The 18,829-nt window shown below is 55.9% G+C and carries 15 protein-coding genes; 9 read left to right on the plus strand and 6 right to left on the minus strand.

Annotation, left to right across the window (positions count from 1 at the left end; genetic code table 11):
• Positions 1-348 precede the first annotated feature (348 nt).
• Positions 349-1,206 (plus strand): TIGR01457 family HAD-type hydrolase, encoded by an 858-nt coding sequence (locus tag KF752_06305; GenBank protein MBX3421152.1) that lies wholly within the window; start codon positions 349-351, stop codon positions 1,204-1,206.
• An 8-nt stretch (positions 1,207-1,214) separates the two neighbouring features.
• Here KF752_06305 and KF752_06310 read toward each other — a convergent pair whose 3' ends face one another.
• Positions 1,215-1,688 (minus strand): peroxiredoxin, encoded by a 474-nt coding sequence (locus tag KF752_06310; protein ID MBX3421153.1) that lies wholly within the window; start codon positions 1,686-1,688, stop codon positions 1,215-1,217.
• A gap of 154 nt (positions 1,689-1,842) precedes the next feature.
• Positions 1,843-4,146 (minus strand): hypothetical protein, encoded by a 2,304-nt coding sequence (locus KF752_06315; protein MBX3421154.1) that lies wholly within the window; start codon positions 4,144-4,146, stop codon positions 1,843-1,845.
• 290 nt (positions 4,147-4,436) lie between these two features.
• Between KF752_06315 and KF752_06320 the strand changes: the two genes are divergently transcribed.
• From KF752_06320 to KF752_06335, 4 genes are all read left to right on the plus strand, one after another.
• On the plus strand, positions 4,437-5,591 hold the full coding sequence (locus KF752_06320; GenBank protein MBX3421155.1) for a thiolase family protein: 1,155 nt from the start codon (positions 4,437-4,439) through the stop codon (positions 5,589-5,591).
• A 290-nt stretch (positions 5,592-5,881) separates the two neighbouring features.
• Positions 5,882-6,187: a hypothetical protein gene (locus KF752_06325; protein ID MBX3421156.1), complete on the plus strand. Its 306-nt coding sequence runs from the start codon at positions 5,882-5,884 to the stop codon at positions 6,185-6,187.
• The gene (locus tag KF752_06330) at positions 6,180-7,316 is read left to right on the plus strand and encodes a thiolase family protein (GenBank protein ID MBX3421157.1); all 1,137 of its coding nucleotides are present in this window, start codon (positions 6,180-6,182) and stop codon (positions 7,314-7,316) included. Before KF752_06325 ends, KF752_06330 begins: the two co-directional genes overlap by 8 nt.
• 36 nt (positions 7,317-7,352) lie before the next feature.
• Complete coding sequence (locus KF752_06335) at positions 7,353-8,570, plus strand: cytochrome P450 (GenBank protein MBX3421158.1); 1,218 nt, start codon at positions 7,353-7,355, stop codon at positions 8,568-8,570.
• Between the two features lie 123 nt (positions 8,571-8,693).
• Here the strand turns inward: KF752_06335 and KF752_06340 are convergent, their stop codons facing one another.
• The 4 genes from KF752_06340 to KF752_06355 form a co-directional block, all read right to left on the minus strand.
• On the minus strand, positions 8,694-9,458 hold the full coding sequence (locus KF752_06340) for a 3-hydroxyacyl-CoA dehydrogenase (GenBank protein ID MBX3421159.1): 765 nt from the start codon (positions 9,456-9,458) through the stop codon (positions 8,694-8,696).
• Between the two features lie 359 nt (positions 9,459-9,817).
• Positions 9,818-10,846: a pyridoxal-phosphate dependent enzyme gene (locus tag KF752_06345; GenBank protein ID MBX3421160.1), complete on the minus strand. Its 1,029-nt coding sequence runs from the start codon at positions 10,844-10,846 to the stop codon at positions 9,818-9,820.
• Positions 10,830-11,306 (minus strand): hypothetical protein, encoded by a 477-nt coding sequence (locus KF752_06350; GenBank protein ID MBX3421161.1) that lies wholly within the window; start codon positions 11,304-11,306, stop codon positions 10,830-10,832. The genes KF752_06345 and KF752_06350 overlap by 17 nt, the downstream gene beginning before the upstream one ends.
• Entirely contained in the window at positions 11,299-12,732 is a 1,434-nt protein-coding gene (locus KF752_06355; protein ID MBX3421162.1) for a GMC family oxidoreductase, read from the minus strand. The genes KF752_06350 and KF752_06355 overlap by 8 nt, the downstream gene beginning before the upstream one ends.
• A gap of 396 nt (positions 12,733-13,128) precedes the next feature.
• On the opposite strand from KF752_06355, the gene KF752_06360 reads away from it, so the two are divergent.
• From KF752_06360 to KF752_06375, 4 genes are all read left to right on the plus strand, one after another.
• Entirely contained in the window at positions 13,129-13,569 is a 441-nt protein-coding gene (locus tag KF752_06360; GenBank protein ID MBX3421163.1) for a GntR family transcriptional regulator, read from the plus strand.
• Positions 13,570-13,734: 165 nt separating this feature from the next.
• On the plus strand, positions 13,735-14,694 hold the full coding sequence (locus tag KF752_06365; GenBank protein ID MBX3421164.1) for an ABC transporter ATP-binding protein: 960 nt from the start codon (positions 13,735-13,737) through the stop codon (positions 14,692-14,694).
• A gap of 210 nt (positions 14,695-14,904) precedes the next feature.
• Positions 14,905-17,364, plus strand: a complete 2,460-nt coding sequence (locus tag KF752_06370) for a hypothetical protein (GenBank protein ID MBX3421165.1) — start codon at positions 14,905-14,907, stop codon at positions 17,362-17,364.
• Positions 17,365-17,373: 9 nt separating this feature from the next.
• Positions 17,374-18,783 (plus strand): hypothetical protein, encoded by a 1,410-nt coding sequence (locus KF752_06375; protein MBX3421166.1) that lies wholly within the window; start codon positions 17,374-17,376, stop codon positions 18,781-18,783.
• Positions 18,784-18,829: the final 46 nt, after the last annotated feature.

An 18,829-nucleotide genomic window follows, 5' to 3' on the forward strand; every position in this document is an offset into this window, starting at 1 on the left:
GCACATGAGTTAGAGCATTAAGACGCTGGCTCAAGGCATGCTTCTGGAATTGGCGACTTCCACGGACGCCATTACAAACGCGAAATGTCGGCCAATTGTTAGGAAGTTATGAAATCCCGAAAAAGTTTGATAATCCATTGGTCAACAAACCGGCGCTAACTGATTGGTTGCGGTTGGTAGTGTGCCTCAACGCGCTTGACAGCAATGCGCCGAGGCGATTTGCCCTAGCCTTCCTGCTTCAATGGTCCATCACCGGGGTGTATGCTACGACCCTCGGATGCCCGGGAACCTGTGGGGCTATCGACTGAGTGAATTGACGAGTACTGAATTTAGTGAGGAGAAACTAACATGCGTCGTGGCTTTCTAATTGACATGGACGGAGTCATCTACCGTGGTGGGGAAATGATTCCTGGAGCCGATTTGTTTATCAATCGATTGGCCAGGGAACACGTACCGTATATGTTTCTGACCAATAACAGCCAACGTACGCGTCGCGATGTAGCCACCAAATTGACTCGACTGGGAATTCCATCGGACGAGCGGCACGTCTTTACCTGTTCGATGGCCACCGCGCGCTTCCTGGCTCAGCAAAAACCAGGTGGCACCGCATTTGTAATCGGAGAAGGTGGACTGCTGACAGCGCTGCACAAGAATGGCTATTCCGTGGTCGATAATCGGCCAGACTATGTTGTCGTGGGTGAGGGGAGAACCGTGACCTTGGAAATGCTGGAAACCGCCGTGCAGATGATCTTGGATGGTGCCAAATTGATTGCTACCAATCTGGACCCTAACTGCCCAACTAAGAATGGTACTCGGCCAGGTGCCGGAGCGACGGTAGCCTACCTGGAAACAGCCACCGGAACTACAGCCATGAGCATCGGCAAACCCAGTCCTATTATGATGCGCTCAGCACGCAAGGAGCTTGGCCTAGCCACATCGCAGACGATCATGATTGGCGATACGCTTGAGACCGATATCTTGGGAGGAGTGCAGATGGGCTATCGCACGGTCTTGGTTCTCACCGGTTCCACCAGCCCCGCAGATTTACAACGTTCGCCGTACTCACCGGACCTCGTGATTAGCTCAATTGCAGAACTGGCGGATCCCAAAGTTGACCTGCAACGATTGTTGCCGACCGGTGACCGGACTGACGACTCGGTTCACGATATCGACCAATGGATGGCCCTACCGGCAGGCAGTCATTAACACCTACCTCATTCCCGCAAGCCGTCGGCCAGTTCGCGGACGGTTCGTAAGGATTCTTCAATGTGGCGACCGCCGTCGAGTTGCGAATTGAAGATGTGCCGCACAACTCCTTGTCGGTCGATGACATAGGTCACACGACCAGGTAGAAAGCCCAGGGTCTTCGGAACTCGGTATGCCTTGCGTATCGCGCCATCGGCGTCGCTTACCAACGTGAATGGCAGCTTCTGCTGTTCCGCAAAACCACGGTGGCTCTCCGTGCTGTCGCTGCTGACTCCGATCACTTCGGCTCCGGCTGCCACAAAGTCTTCGTATGCATCGCGAAAGGCGCATGCCTGGGCTGTGCATACCGACGTGTTGTCCTTGGGATAAAAGTACAGCACGACAGCTTTTTTCCCAAGGTAGTCTTGTAAGCGGATGACTTGGCCCGATTGGGTGGTGGCTGAAAAATCCGGAGCTGGATCGCCGACTTTGATCGTTGACATGTTCAGTTGATTCACCCCGAAATAGAGCCCTAATAGCAATAATATCACCAAGCCAATCCACACGCCTCTTCGACGCGTTTTTGCTGGCGAATGGGGACGGTCTTGAGCATTTGCGTCCACGGTGTTCAATCAAACTTTCTATGAGATGTAGTTGTTATCGTGATTCTACCAACAACGTCAATATCGCCTGAGCGTACAGGCGATGGCCGAAGTCGTTCGGATGATTCAGTCCGTTGCCAGTCAGATCCAGGTCATGTTTATTGCACAGCAGTGCTGTCCAGACTTCTGTCAGGTCGGCCAGCGCGACACCAGGACCGGTCAGGCTTCGTAGCGCATCTCGGTACAGGGCAAACATCTCTCTGGGCGTATGAATCCACTGAGAGTTCCCTAACATCGGAGCCACCAATATAACCTCCGCATCTGGTAGCCGCGACTGAAACGTCGTCAATAGTTGGCTGGTTTGTTCGGCATACCAGGCAGGATCGCGTCGACCAACGTCATTCATGCCATAGGCGATAATGATCAGATCCGGCTTAGCGGCAATCAACGCTTCGGCGTCCTGGTTGCCGTGAGCTATACTCCATCCGGCGACGGCACGATTGGTGAGAGTTACCGGACAGTTGAATCTGTCCTGCAACTGAGCGGCCACTAGCTGTGGATAACCCATTTGGAACGGCGGTGCAAAGGTAACGAACGATGCATCGAGCCCCGTCGAAATGCTGTCGCCGCTGATGCCAATGTGCAGCGGTTGCCCCGATTTCAGTCTTGCCAGAGTGCGTTTGAGTAGCTCAGGCTGGTAGTGGTTCGCGTCGGTAGCCGAGCGGTTTGAGGCTGGCTGTTCCGCACGTTGGTAGGTAATCTCCAGATTGCGATCATGAAACCAGCGGCCGGGCTGATAGAGCAAATTCTGCTCTGAGTTTCCGGTGCGATGGCGATAGCTGTGCGGTGCATCGCGTGGCGGGAACAACTGATCGGCTGAAATCACATCCAGTGGCGGATTGCCAGAGAACATCAAAGTCCGGCGATCTGCAGCGAGCGACCAGTCGTTGCCTTCTACCATCGCCCTGCCGGAACTTGCGGTAGCCACATGCAGTACCCGTGAAGCTTCGAATGCCAATCGCGCAGTCGCCGGCTGGTCTGCAGCAGCTTGTATCAACACGCTGCTTTCGCGATGCACGACCCCCGAGTTCCAGGCGGGGTGCAGCAAATGCAGCCCGGGCAGGTCGCGCAAGACAACTTCATGGTCCGGACGAGGCGCGTTGATCACAGGCATGATCGCCGCGAACCACATGGCCGCCGCATTTCGCTGGCCTTTACCAGTAAAATGTCGGCGTGAATTGGGGCCGCCGCGATTGTCGCCGGCCAGTACATCGGTATCAGGTCCACGCAAGAATCCCGGCAGCACAAGCAGTCGTTCGACCGCTTGCCGAATGCGACCTTCACCCGCAGGATCGTCGTAGACTGTCGGATGCAGCGTGGATTTGGCCAGCAGCCACGGTGCGCTGTAGCCCCATGTCTGGCTGGCAGCATCGCGAATCGTCACCATGTTCTTCATATAGTCATCGGCCGACACCTGACCGATAACGTCGGATTCGCCCTGCTGCCACAGCACAGCCCGTATGGATTTCATATTGCGTCCGGTTTCAGCCAGCGGCGGAAATAAACTGCCTGCCGGCTGCCACTGCGCCGAAGACGTACCGCAATAGGCCACATTTGCAAGTCCGACCGGAACTTGCAGCGACGATACCAACATATCTCCGAAGAATGGCCAAATGGAACCGCCATCGCTGTTGTCTGCAGCCGGTTGGGGATCATTGGCTATTTGCCAAGCGGCAGTTCGAAAGTTATAGGCAGATACACGCTGGCCAGCGTCGGCAACTTGCAACATATCATCGTTGGTATTGGTGGCATACGATTGACCCGCGATCAGAAACAGTTCACCAACTCCGATTGGTTGAACGCTGTCTTCGGCTACCGTATGGCCATTGTGCAAACAGCGGACATCCAATTGATACCACCCGCCTGCCCCAATTCTAGCGACTGCGGATACTGCCTTTGGATTTTCTGCGGGCCCCTCGGTTGTCGCTGCGCTGATTGTGAACGGAATGTTCTGCCAGTCGCTAGGACGCCCCGACATGCCGGGCTGCAACCGCAGGCGATACTGCAGAGTATCCCATGCAAGCGACGAACCAGAAGAATCGCCAGAAATAACTAAAGCAATTTCCACGTCCGCGTAACCAGTCGCAGCGCCACCCGGATGGTGACTGTGAGCGAACTGCGGCACATAAGCTTTTCGCTGAATCACCTGATGTGGACTGGGTGATACAAAAGCAAGCGATATCCCCCTGCTGGGATGGATTGTAGGGGTGGAGCTGGCCGGCTCGTCAGCCGCCTTCGCTACCGCACTCAATATCCAGCTGGCTATCACGCAATAGGTAACGAACGAAGTTGAACGCATGGTTGTCATTCGCAAATGAGTCATTCAAAATCATGATTGGATTGTACTCGATTTCGCCGTCCGGCAGCGTTGCACTGCGTGCTGTTTGGTATCTTGCTACACTCTTTGGGTATATTTTAGTCGTCCAAACTGGCGGATTTGCGGTCGGCAAATCCGCAGCCGCAACTACATTGTGTAGCGCGTTGTTTTGGAAATACTCGCAAAAAACCGCTGGCTGCAGCTGCGCGATTGTGCGCAACCGATCCACTGGCGATTCGCGACAGGTGCCATTTCATTGTGAGATTCTGAAAATGCCGGACCCGGTAATTATTGATGCTGTTCGCACACCCTTCGGTCGTCTTGGTGGAGTGTATCGAGAGACTCGACCAGATAATCTCCTTGCCAGGACGCTGGCGGGGCTGATTGCGCGCTGCAATGTGCCTGGAGATTGTGTCGAGGACGTGGTTGTTGGCTGCGTGTCACAAGTCGGCGAGCAAGGCGCGAATGTTGCTCGATTGGCGGTGTTACAAGCGGGTTTGCCGATTTCCGTACCGGCGGTGACGCTCAATCGCTGGTGTGGCTCTGGCCAGCAGGCGATACACAGTGCGGCACAGAGCGTGGCAGCGGGCGATGCCAGTTGCTGCATCGCAGCGGGGGTCGAGAGCCTGACTCGCGTTCCGCTGTACAGCGATATCGGTGGCCTGGAGAATCTTAGTCCGACTGCATGCGAAAAATTCAGTTTGGTACATCAAGCTGAAAGCGGCGAGCGCATTGCGACGATGTGGAATATATCGCGTGAGCAGGCTGATGCGTATGGCATGGAGAGCCAGCGACGAGCCGCGCGGGCCGCCAGCGAAAAGCTGCACCGCGAATTGCTGCCATTGACAGGCCTGGATCGCGAAGGCAATCAAGTTCCGCTAACCCGCGATGAAGGCATCCGGGATACCATTGATCCCAATAAAGTTGCCAGCCTGAATCCTGCCTATCGTCCGGTTGGTCAAGGCGTGTTGACCGCTGCCAATTCAAGCCAGTTTGCCGATGGTGCCGCCGCAGCGCTGATTGCTGACCGCCCGTGGGCCGAAGCGCGAGGCTTGCGACCGCGTGCTCGATTCTTGGCTCGCGCTGTAGCGGCCAGTGATCCTGCGCTGGCGCTGATGGCGGTAGTGCCTGCTACCCAGTTGGCACTCAAACGCGCCGGGTTACAGATCAACGATCTAGACTGGATTGAATTCAACGAAGCCTTTTCGACCGTTGTTCTAGCATGGGCTCACGAGACCGGTGCCGATTTAGCCAAGGTGAATCCGTGGGGAGGCGCGATTGCGCATGGCCATCCGCTGGGAGCCACAGGCGTCGGTATATTGGCAAAAATGCTCGGTGGTCTGGAAGCCAGCGGGGGTACGCTAGGTCTGCAAGTAATGACCATCGGACATGGCCAATCCACAGCTACCATCATCGAGCGGCTGTGATACCATGGGGCAGTAACGTCGAGAGCGTTCGCAAATGGGTTTATTGATGGGGCGTAACGCGCTTGCCTCCGATTGCCGTGAAAACCGGGGGCTAGTGCACTCCGGCGGATTACAAGCAATGATGTAGCCTGCGGACCAGCAGGTGGGGACCGAGCGAGAATAGTTGCACACAGCGGATGGTCGATCGAAGGCAGGAGGTTAGCATTCAACTGGTTCCACCTGCTCCGGGCCGCCATGCTTCTGACTTCGAGACCTGACAATGCAAGAGCTGGATAACAGTGATGCTGAACATGACTTCACGCTTTGAACAACCGCAGCTGCAAGGCAGTCGTTGCACTGACTGTTGTGCGATTACCTTTCCTGTTAGCCATGGCTGCATCGTATGTGGCTCAGCTTCACAATTGACCGTGCAACTCTCGCTCAGCGGACGGATCGAAAGTCGAACTCGAGTGGGCGAGCGCATCGTTTGCGAAATACTGTTGGACGATGGTCCGCGAATCATGGGTTGGTTAGCTGCTGATCAGCCAGCCGAGATCGGGGCTGCAGTCAGATTTGGAAGCAGCCAGAGCCAACTAGGGTTTGTGTGCGATGTCTGAAGTGGCGATACTGGGCGTTGGCATGACCCCGTTTACGAAGCAGGCTCAGCGTGGTTATGAATTGCTGGCAGCCGAAGCGGTGTATCAAGCGTTAGCACACGCCAATGTGAGGGCGTCAGACATCCAAGCGTCGTTCTGTGGAGCCGCCTTAGCGCCATCAGGACTGGGCCAGCGCGTGCTAAAAAATCTGGGTCTCACCGGCCGGCCGATTATCAATGTCGAAAATGCCTGCGCGTCAGGATCGAGCGCTGTCGTAGAAGCCTGTGCTTGGCTGAGAGCTGGTTTGTGTGATGTCGCGCTGGCGGTAGGCGTCGAAATACTGTCGAACATTTGTGGCCCGCTGCCAACGCAAGATGCCTGGTACTTCGACACCGGGCTGAATCTGCCTGGTTGGTATGCACTGCAAGCCAGCCGCCACATGCATGAATTCGGATTGACCCGTGAGCAATTGGCGACGGTCGCGGTGAAGAACCGCAAACTCGCTGCCGCAAATCCCAGAGCCTATTTTCAGTCGCCTGTCACTTTAGAAGACGTGCTGGAATCGCGGATGATCGCTGATCCATTGACGCTGCTACAGTGTTGTCCGAAAGCGGATGGAGCGGCTGCGGTAGTCCTGAGCACAACCAGCTATGCAGCTCGATGTCATCATCGCCCGGTTCGAATACGAGGGATGTCGCTGACTTCCGGACAAGCTGTGTTTCGCGATGGTCCCCGTCCTACCAGCGCGGCGCGGCGCGCAGCGCTGATGGCCTTTGAGCAGGCGGGTGTGGGCCCAGAAGATTTGGACATGGTGGAGTGCCACGACGCTTTTACCATCGGCGAGATTCTGTATACGGAAGAACTGGGACTGTGCGAGCCGGGTGGCGGTGGCGATCTAGTTGCCTCGGGTGCTACTTCGCCCGGTGGCAGTTCAGCGTTAGTTAACGGCAGCGGAGGGCTGCTGGCCAAAGGCCACCCGCTAGGCGCAACCGGCATCGCTCAACTGGCGGAACTAGTCTGGCAGCTGCGTGGCGAAGGGGGGGCGAGGCAACATTCACGCGCCCGCTTGGCCGCCGCCCTCACCATGGGTGCTGGCGAATTTGAAATCGACGCCAACGCTTGCACTGTGTTCGTGCTGGAAGGCGCCTGACGGGCTGACCGTTTTCTGAAACGAGGTTATTGTCAGATGGAAATCGACTATGATCCACGCAATCGCGAGGTTATCGCCGATCCATTTCCGGTGTTTCAGCGGCTGCGTGAGCAGGCTCCGGTCTACTTCAGCTCGGTGCTGGGCGGCTGGGTTCTAACCCGCTACGACGATGTCAAACTGGTGATTTCGGATCGACGTTTTTCGGCGGATCGAATGCGACCCTTCTTTGCGCAATTGCCGATGACCAAACAGTGCGCTTATGCGACGCTACGGGATTCGATTTCTGCCTGGGCAGTGTTCCACGATCCTCCAACGCACACCCGCCTCCGTGGGTTGATCAACAGAGCGTTTACAGTCAAGGCTATCGAGCGCCTAGAGCCTCGTATCGACGGAATTGTCGTTGACTTGTTGGATCAAGTCGCCCATCGCGGAGAAATGGATGTGATTGCCGATTTAGCCTACCCTCTGCCGGCCTCGGTGATTTTACACATGCTGGGTTTGCCAAGTGACGACCTGGATCGCATCAAAGTCTGGTCCGATGAGCTAGCTCTGTTTGTCGGTTCGTCGGTGAACACACCGGACAAATATCGGCGAGCTACCGACAGCATCACAGCCATGAATGATTACTTTGGTGCGGCCATCCAGCGGCGACGGCAAGCCCCCGGTGACGATCTGCTGTCGGCGCTGCTGGCGGCACAAGAACAGGAAGAATTGCTGAGTCACGATGAGTTGGTGGCTACGTGTGTCTTGTTGGTGTTTGCCGGGCATGAGACCACGACGAACCTGATCGGAAACGGGATGCTGGCGCTGCTACGTCATCCGGCACAGCTTGAGCGACTAAGAAGTGAGCTCGAATTATTGCCCTTGGCGATCGAAGAGTTGTTGCGGTTCGATGGCCCAGCCGCAGCGGTAGTGCGCATTGCCACCGAGGAGGTGACTCTACATGATCAGACGATTGCTGCCGGTGATCGTGTTTTCGCCATGCTGGGTGCGGCTAATCGAGATCCGCGGCAATTTTCCAACCCTGAAAAGCTGGATATTACGCGCAACGAGAATCGCCATATCGCCTTTGGTCACGGAATTCACTATTGCATCGGAGCACCGCTAGCTCGCCTAGAAGCTAAGCTGGCCATCCGAGCAATTCTCCAGCGCTGCCAGAATCTTAAGCTGCAGGACGCCGCCCTGCATTGGAGCGATTCGTTGGTGCTTCGTGGCGTCCGATCGCTGCCGATTTCCTTCGTTGGCCAATCTTGATCCGGCTTGTAGGTCGTAGCTGAAAGCGGAATGATCGCCCGGGCAAGCCAGGAGCATTGTAGGATTTGTATCCCGGCTTGATCGGCGGCGGCTTCAGCTTGTCGTTAACCTACTACAGTGCTGCTACTTGGGAGCCATACGAATCGCGCCATCCAAGCGGATGGCCTCGCCGTTGAGCATCTGATTTTCGCAGATGTGCTGAACCAGCGCCGCGAATTCGCTGGGATGTCCCAATCTGGGCGGGAACGGAACTTGTTGGCCCAGAGAAGCCTTAGCCTCCTCGGGCAGCGACTGCATCAGCGGCGTATCAAACAGGCCCGGCACGATCGTCATTACGCGAATTCCAAACCGCGCCAGTTCTCGGGCGATCGGCAGCGTCATGGCCACCACACCGCCTTTGGACGCCGAATAGGCGGCTTGACCTATTTGACCATCGTAGGCTGCGACGGACGCAGTATTGACGATCACTCCGCGCTCGCCACCCTCCAGCGGCACAGCGGTCGAAAGTACCTCGGCAGCCAAGCGAATGACATTGAACGTGCCGATCAAATTGACGCCAATAATGCGCTGGAACACATCCAGGCTGTGTGGCCCCTCTTTGCCCACGACGCGAACTGCCGAAGCAATGCCTGCACAATTCACCACGCCACGCAGATCGCCCAGGGTTTCAGTGGCCACTTTGATTGCGACGCGCACGCTCGCTTCGTCGGTCACGTCGGTAGTCACAAATTGCGCCGCTCCCAGTTCTTCGGCCAGCCTGCGTCCAGGCTGCTCCTGGATATCTGCAATCACCACCTTGGCACCGGCCGCAACCAGCCTTCGTGCCGTTGCACCGCCAAGGCCCGAACCGCCACCAGTCACCAGAAACGTACGTCCAGCGATGTCCATAACTCAATTCACTCCAATATCTATAAAGCCACACCAGTCCCAAGCAAACCACTCGACCCGTAGATTCTAGCACCTTGCAGCTTGAGCCGGAAAGCGGGGAGGGAGGTAGTCCGAAAATGTCAGAGATGTATGTAGCCTGGGACAAGCTGGCCGGTGCATTACTATCAAGCTTCGCAACCGATTGTCACTGAGCGCGACGAAAGAGGCGTTCATCAAGTTAGTTTCAGCCCGGTGCCGTGTTTATCAGTCAACCCCAACTTGCGTAGCTCCGGAATCGAACTTTTCGGCCAAATGTCTTTTAAATTGCCATCCGCTTTTCGCCACCCTACAACAACTGCGGTTTGACTGAAATCAATAGGTCAAAGCTGTCGCAGTGCGGTTGGTAACTGTAGAGAATCGGCTACGGCAGCAAATTCGCTGACGTTGCGAGAATTAAAGGTGTTCCAAAATAGGGTTGGACCGTCGATGGCAGTTTGAATCGATAGGAATGCGGCAGCGGCCTTGGCGGTGTAGGTGGATTCGAGTTGTATACCGCTTTTCCCAAAAATTTCGGTTGCCGACCGTGCTTCAGTTGTGGAGGCACCATAGCCCGATCCGAAGTAGTCGTTCAACAAATTTGGCGGCTTGACGGGCGACGAGGGGAATTGCACATGCTTTGTAAGTAGGCCCTGTGTCCTGACCATCAGCCCATAGACGGTCTGGCGAGTACAGACCGGCAATGGCCCAAGGTGCGATGGTGCCACGCGAACACCAATAACTTCAATCGGTAGCCTTGCCAGCGACATGCCAAGCGTTAGCCCGGCTAGAGTGGCTCCCGACCCGACCGGACACACAATAGCCCGTGGCTGGGGAAGTTGCTGGGTTGCGATTTGTTGCCGCAGCTCAAAAGCGGCGTTGATGAACCCCAGCGTTCCAATGGGGCTGGAGCCTCCGGCAAACAGAAAATAGTTTTGACGCGCGGCCCGCGCGGGACTGGTGTAAAAGGCCCAGACGGTGCGAGCCAGTGATCCACAATACTTCAGCTCGGCTCCAAACGCTTGCATCAATCGCAGGTTTTGACGCACAACGTCAGTCAGGGGTTGATCGAACAGGTAGATGCGGCACCTTAGTCCTACCTGTCGACAAACCATGGCCGTGGCAACCCCATGATTGGTCCCTATCGCTCCAAAGGTAACGATGCGACTCTTTCCGCGCGCAACTGCATCCGCGATGATGAACTCCAACTTGCGAATCTTGTTACCTCCGTAGACGGGATGTGTGATATCATCCCGTTTGACCCAATTGTTGCGCCCGATCGGCAAAGGCTGGACGGGTGTGGGCAAACTGGCGATCTGTTGATGCGCCACTTTGCCCATCAGTTCTGGAAACTCATCAAACAGCGGGCGCACGGGGCTGCTCCTCGTCCGCTGAATCCGGTTCACAGTGCAAGCTGTAGCCGATTCGGTCGAGTACTGTTGGGGAGTGTGAGTCGTCGATAGTTAACCCCGAATAGTACAGGCTCATCACCAGCCCCTTAATCGCCAGACTGACCAGCCTCAGCGGAGTGGCGATCCACTCGGAATACTGATCGTGTTGATCCATCATGCTCAGCAGCTTCCGCAATATCCATTTCGGCGTCAGCCACAGTCCAGCCAGTAACCAGCGCACCGCATTCAAGTCGTCCGGATGAATACCATCCAAAACGATGTCCAGATGATGCAGGCAACCTGACTGCGAAAAACTAGGCAGCCGGTCCGTGCCAGGAATGTACAAGTCGCCGAGCCTGGACAGGCTGCTGAGATGAATACGCGACAGGTGTTTGGAGCGGCAGGCGCGATTAGCATTTTGCTGGGTGGAGGGTTCAGCCACAACTGGCCTCCTGACTAGGCAGGCCGCCGGTTGCAGCTCCGAACTCCTCCAGCAGAACTTGGCTGGCCCGATGCGAGTGGGCCATGATCGATAGGGCCGGATTGATTCCAGACGAGAGCGGGAAAATGGAGCCGTCGGCAATGGTCAAGTTCTCCATGCCAAACACCTGAAACCGCTCGTTGACCACCGCCGTTGCAGGACTGGTGCCGATCGCACAACCGCCCATTTGATGCAAACTGAAATTAAAATTAGAGGTGATGAACTCTTGAGCACCGACCGCTTGGTAGATTTCCCGAACAACCTCGACTCCCGATAAGCCTCGCTTCAGGTCCTCGCCTGCGATCGGTTTGACAATCCGCAGCCGGCCTGTGCGGTTAACGCGTATCGTACCGGGCAACGTATCGCGAATGCAGACCTCCATACTGGCCATGTGTCGGTAGCGTTCCATCCACTGTTGATGTTTTAGACCGTGGGCCGGCATCAGCATCGTAATTCCAATGGGTCCTACGAACACATTTTCCAGCTTAAAACCCATGGCTCGAAATCGTGGCTCGTCCGATTTGACAGCCTGCAGAGCACCTTTGTGAGCATCGATGACCTCGTCAAACAAAGCGATGTTCATCCACTGCGGGTGGCTATAAAGTCCTTGTCCCAGTGCAGGCAAGCTCGCGCCAAAACCGCTACGAAGCATCAATTGATTGGTGCCCAAAGTCCCGGCGGCCACCACACAGCGCCGCGCTTGGATGCGCTGCTGACTGCCCCCGCTTCGTCCCCAGATTTCGACGCGATCCCGATGATGTACGATTCGCTCTGCCATGAACCCAGTTAGAACTTCCAGTCCAAGCTGCCGAGCGCTCTTTAAAAAAGTAACCAACATGCTTTGCTTGGAATCTCTGCGGCAGCCCCCCAGGCAAGCCATGCAGTCGTTGCTCTCAGGTCTGCAGTTGGACTGACCGCGCCGCAATGCGCCCCAGCGGTACCCGAGCTTTTCAAAGCCTTGGACGTAGAGTTCCGCATTGCGATTCCACTCCGAGCGAGTCAAGGTGTGGAGAGCCAAATGCGACTCGATCTCCGCATAGTGGCGGCTCATTTCCAGGTCGTTATAGAAATCAATCTCGCTTTTCTGCCGCCACTCGTCCCAAACCGGCGTATCAAAGCGGTCCATCAAGGCTTGATTGACAACGGTTCCACCCCCCAGAACTTTGCCGCGTAAAAACAGCAGGTTCGCGCTGGTGGTAGCGTCCATGCTGCCGTTCCAGTAGAGATTGGAATTGGAAAGCAGTTCATTGCGCGGAAAGGTCCGCCAACTGAATTCTCCGCCGGCTTCCAGCATCAATACGCGCGCGCCGGCTTGGGTCAGATAGTTGGCAATCACGCTTCCAGACGCGCCTGAACCAACGATCACAACATCATAAAATACCGACACGTGCATAACCAATCAGTGGGCGACTATGAACAACGCAAACCCGGCAGGGCTAGTCCAGGCAGGAACGCAGCGGTCGCGTCCAGCGGGATGCCCATTCTAGCACGCAGTGGAAGTAGATCGTGCCGATTCAGGCAATTCACGTCTCGGCTTGCACGCAGAATCAAGTTGATCCACAGATTCTAAGCTTGGCTCTAATTAGAAGGCCCTGCTCAATCAGCGCGGGCGTTACCGGATCGCTGAGGCACACACCAGCTACTTGCCAAACGAACGCTCCGGCCGGTGATTCTTGTTGGTGCGCTCGCTATTTTGTCGCAACCTGCAGCAGACCGCTCTTGACCATCTGCCTAGTCTAGTGTACTATTCATGTGTAACACCTGGTTTCTTAAGGTTTCGAACATGTTTTTCGCAATTGATCCCACCAGCGGCGTCGCCATCTACGAGCAGATTGTTCGTCAGATCAAGTTTGCAATCGCCGAGGGAACGCTTCGGCCGGGGCAGATGTTGCCCAGTGTGCGAACGCTGAGCCAACAATTGGCAATCAACCCCAATACGATCAACCGAGCTTTCCAGCAGTTGCAAGCCGATGGCGTGCTTGAGTCACTGCGCGGCATCGGACTGGCGGTACGAGCCACGGCGGTCGAATCGTGTCGCCAGGCGCGACGCCAGTTGGTGACGCTGCGGTTGCAGCAAGTTCTGGTCGAGGCGCTGCACTCGGGATTAACCGCCGACGAAATTGGGCGACTGGTCAAGCAGCAACTCAGCGCCCTCGCCGGTTCGGTCACAACTGTCTCAGCAGTCGCACCGTCGACAACAACCCCCATGCAGCCAACGCCATAAAACAATTCGATAAATCACCACGCTCTGACGAGCGTAGCTGCGAGGATGAATGCAGCCGTAGAACAATACTTTGATCAGACTTTCACAGGAGATGCTTCGATGGCAAGTTCTGGAACAAACTTGGCTAGTCTGCCGCCAGCCGAGAACGCTTCGGCAAAGGCCGCGATGACTCAGGCGGTACCGGTTATCACGCTGCAACAGTTGACAGTCCAGTTTCCCGGTTGCACGGCACTGGCGGGGGTCGATTTGCAAATTCGACCTGGAACGGTGTTTGCGCTGCTGGGCGAAAACGGTGCGGGCAAAACAACGTTGATTCGTGTTCTCACCGGCTTTCAAATGCCCAGCACCGGCGGCTGTCAGGTTTTAGGGCTCGACCCGACCCACCAGGCGCAGGAAATCCGTCGCCGCGTGGGCTACGTTTCCGATGCTCCCGCTTTGTATGAATGGATGGTGGTGGCTGAGATCGGCTGGTTCGCTTCCGCCTTTTACCCGGAAGGATTCTTCGAGCGTTATCGAGCGGCCATTGCGCACTACGAGGTTCCCGCAGATCGCAAGATCAAGTATCTCAGCAAGGGCCAGCGAGCCAAAGTAGCACTCGCCCTAGCGCTGGCGCATGATCCAGAACTGTTGATTTTGGACGAGCCGACATCGGGGTTGGACCCGCTAGTGCGCCGCGAGTTCTTGGAGAGCATGCTCGATCGTGTGGCGGTCGGCAAGACGGTGTTGCTTTCGAGCCATCAGATCGCCGAAGTCGAGCGCGTGGCCGACACCGTCGCCATCCTGCATCGCGGCCGGTTTCGAGCGATGGGTGAATTGAATCACCTGCGCGAGTCGGTTCACGAGGTGTTGGTCAGCTTGGACGATCCGCTGATAAGCTTGCCGCTAATCAGCGATCCAGCGATCGTACTGGGCGACACGTTAGTCGGCCGGCAGCGACGATTGATAGTCCAGAACTATTCCGAGTCGGTCGGCGAACTGTTGCGCGGTGGTACAGGCGTTGTGTCCGTGCATTCGCGCGGCGCGACGCTGGAAGAGCTATTCGCAGCCTGCATTCGCGGCAATGGCCAGATCGAAGCGATGAGGTCAGGGTTGGCCGGCCAGTGTGCAGCCAGCGATGTAGCCTAAGGCTCCCAGTGACACGCAGCTTTATAGTAATCGATGGTGGGCTTTGTAGGGTGGAACCAAGCGGGGGTGATGCAAATGGAATTCTATTCCCAAGATTTGCAGAGTGCAGTCCAGTGCAACTAGAGGTGGATGACCTGGCCCCGCGCCGGCCCACCACTGGCGTGCTCGGTCGCGTATTTCAGTATTAGGTATCTGCATAGGACAGCAAAGATGAATGTGTCTATAGCCGTTAAGCGATTGTGGTGGAAAGAGTTCAGCCAGTTGCGGCCATTGGCCATGATGCTGATCGTCATGGCGGCGATTTCTTTCTTATTGGTCACAGTCGGCAGCCTGATGGTAAGAGGTCAAAGTTATCAAACGATGGCCGAGATGGCCGAGTACCTGTTGCTGATCTCACCGAGCATTTTTGCACTGGGAGTCGGAGGCTTCTTGGTCGGTAACGAGAAGGAGACTCATACGCTCAGTTGGCTTCAAAGTCTGCCCATAGCGCCGCGCGACGTCATCATGACGAAACTTCTGTGTGGTCTGGCCGGATTGGGGGCCGCCTGGATCGTCTTCGGTGGATTGTACTTGCTACATCGGTCGATGACTGGGTTGGCTGAGACGATCTACGGTAGCGATTTGTTGGTCTGGGGCAGTACCTCTGTCTATCTGCTGGTGCTGGGCATGGGATTATCGTGGGCCATTCGCTCGCCGCTGGTCAGCCTGCTGGCTGTCGTGCCGCTGTGCTTTGTGCCGACCGTTCTGGCCGTGCTTCCTGTCACCGGCTACCAATTCACGGATCGAGCTTCACTGACAATTGCAGTATGGACATTGTTGGCCACCTTGGTTTCCTTGTACGTTACGGTTGTGGCTGGGCACCGCGCGCTCTCTCCAGCATCTACTGGCAGACGATGGCGCGTCGCTGAATTGGGGTTGGCGCGTCCTCAAGCTTGTGCCTGGAGTCGTTATACGGCTGTCGAACAACCCTGGACGGCATTGATTTGGCAAACCACCCACCAAAATTGGTTGTGGCTGACTGGCTGCAGCGTGCTGATGCTGGTCGCCTGGAGCGTGCATATCGTATGCGAGCTGGACCGGGCATTCGGTTCGCACCCAAGTGGTATGGCACTGTATCTACCACCCGTGACGCTACTCTTTTGGATTTGCGCAGCAAGCTGGCTTTCCGCCGTGCCGTTTGTAAGTGACACTCGGTATCAGCGGATTCGATTCATGGCCGATCGAGGTGTCTCGCCAACGTTGATCTGGCTGACGCGCCATCTCCTGCCGACGAGTTTCTTGACAGCCAGTGCCATCGCTGCGGCGATGATCTCTTATGCGATGGCTTCCAGCATGGTGTGCTTATTCCTGTGGGACCCGAAATTGGGAGGCCAGCCACCGAGCGTTCAGTTTCCGATCGAAGCCATGTTAGTGGCGTTTATGGTCGGTGCCATGGTTTACGTATGCGTGCAATGGTTCGGCCAAATCGCCTTCACTCCATTGCTGACGTCGATCGCGAGTCCATTGGTTGGCGTGGTCGGCCTCATGTGGTTTGCGTTCGCATACCTGGGTCTATCGACTCCAATCTGGCTGCTCGGATTGATGGCGATTGTGCCCTTGGTCACCACTTGGTGGAACGCCGGTGATTGGATAGATCGGCGATTTGGAAAGCGTTTCTGGACGGCGAACGCGCTTGGGTTGATGACGATACTGATGGTTCCCTGCTTAGCATACACCATATCGGTGGTCACACAGCCTGGAATGTCGCCAAAGATTGAATCCGAGCTAGAGCAAGCCGCTGAGGCTCTAACTTTTCCGCCACCTACGCCGATGATGGTTGCACTGATTTTGGACAAGAAAGAGGGGCCGGCGACTAAGTCCAGTCCGGATACTGCTACTCCAGCAGACGATTCGCCACGTCTGTCGAGCGACGAGTCTCGACAGCGTAACCTTGGCTACTTCAAGCTGCTGCTTAAAGAATCCGATCAACCCTGCATTCTTAATTACGGAGTCTATAACTACCTGACCTCACTGGCCTTGCTTTGCCGCAGTAACGCGGCTGCCTCCGAGCAACCACAGTCCGTCGCCCGAGAGCAATATCGCGAGTCGATTGATGTTTTGATGACGATTGCGTCGAGAGTCCGCCAAAACAGCATGCTCAATTCGCAGGACATGGCTGACAGCGTTGAAATTTTTCTATTACATGAGGCACTGTTGCCGGAGGCCAAGCAGCAGATGGGATACGAACTGTATAGCCGGTTAGTCAGACAATTGGGGGACCGCGACAGTCGCCGGTCGGCCAGACGTCGAGCGGTAGCGTGTAGTTGGCTGGTGTACAAGAAAAGCTGGTACCATCCAATTGGAGATCGAATGCATGAGCTTGAATCTATTGATAATATCGCCAGTTACCGTACCTCTCGGCAGAATTTTGGTCCCATGCTGGCAGAGTTATGGACCATTTGTTCGGATGATAGCGGCACGGGAACTGTGGAGAGTCTTCAGCGCTTACGGCGTTTGCAGGGCTATGATCAGCCATTGGTGGTTACGCGCTCGCTACGAGTCGAGGATGCTCGGCAGTTTAGGTTCCTAGCCGGCGCTGCAGGCGGCGGTATTGCCATTCAGTGGAATGCGGGTTGGGAGAGCCAAGCTACAAAGTTACTACGTCAATTGAAGACTACCGACAACCAATAGGTGAACTCGATGCCAAATCAACTGACCAACACGACGGGCGGATCGTGGCTCAATGCTGGCTTATCGCTAGTGGCTGGCGCACACAGGCTGGCCCAGGAGTTGCCACGCCGAGAGTGGCATAGGTCGCGCTGGGCTTGGAGTGCCATCGCTTGTGTGTTGTTGATTGCGAGCACGCTATGCGTTTGCGTTGCAGGCGGTTGGTACCGTGATTGGCAGGTGCGTTCTGAATTACAAAGCCTTGCTGATGCAGGCCAGCCGACCGATCTGGTAACATTGCATACTTGGTATGAGCAGCGAGCACATCGCGAAGGAACGGATGCCTGGGCGGTGGCGTTGCAGATGAGTGAAGGCTGTGCGATCGGCATCGACAAACGCGAGCGTGTGCCTTTCCTGGGCGAAGCTGAGTTGCCGAGCCTCCTGCAATCCGATGCCAATTGGGAACACGAGGCGGAAACGGTGGAGTTCCTAAACGACATCCAACCACTCTTGAAACAAGTAGAGCTTGCCGCACAATTTCCGGCTCCTGTTTGGCAGCCGATTGGGATCAGTTCAGACTCTCTCGGTTACGAAACCGCTAGCGCTGCGCGTTCCATAATGCGTGTTGTGCAGTTGGAGCTGTCGTACGCGCTGCACAAGCGTGATGCAATTAGAGCCGAACGTGCACTGCATCTGCTGAAGGCGACCAGCGATGCGTTTGACTGGAATAGTCTTGTGGTGCACGAGTTGATTCATATCGCGATACGACGTTCACAATTGGACGCAGTCGCTCGTAGTTTGGCCTACGACATTTGGTCTGATCAACAGTTGGCGGAAATCAAGCTGCAGGTGGAGACGACCACGGGCTCGATGGAGCGTTTGCGGAACGCAGTTGTTGGAGAACGCGCGTACAGTCTTCACAAGATTCAGGCGCTAGACAGGTTTAACCAACGCGGTAGTCACCTGTTGTCGCGACTATTCGGCGGTGAACTGTCGATGTTGCATGCCTATCGGAGTTACCTGGAGGTGGCTGACTGGAATTTGAGACCGTCGCACTTTAACGAAATAACCCTGCGAGAGCACAACGCCAGGGCACTCTCAGTGGCGCGAATGTCTGCTGTACCCTTTCATGTGGCCATGGACGTCCAGCCCATAGAAATGGCCACGCTGGCTCGGTCGCTGCTCGAAGAGGATGTGCAACGGCAGATTGTACAGTGTGCTTTTCACATCAAGCTGTATCAGCGACAGCACCAGCGCTGGCCCACAACGCCGAATGAAGTGTGGTCGCTGACTCAGTTTGCGAACAAGCTTGATGAGTTGCCCGACTGGAAATTTCTTTCGCTACAGCCACTGACAGACGAAAGTGGCGTGGAGTTGAAGTTTGTAGGTGCAGATGGGCGAACAACATGGGGTAGCCCATTCAAATCCGTAATTGTGCGGTAGTGGTAGCCACCGTCGCCAGACGCAACTACATCGACTAGAATCGACA

Source organism: Pirellulaceae bacterium (assembly GCA_019636385.1).
In the GTDB taxonomy this organism is placed as follows: domain Bacteria; phylum Planctomycetota; class Planctomycetia; order Pirellulales; family Pirellulaceae; genus Aureliella.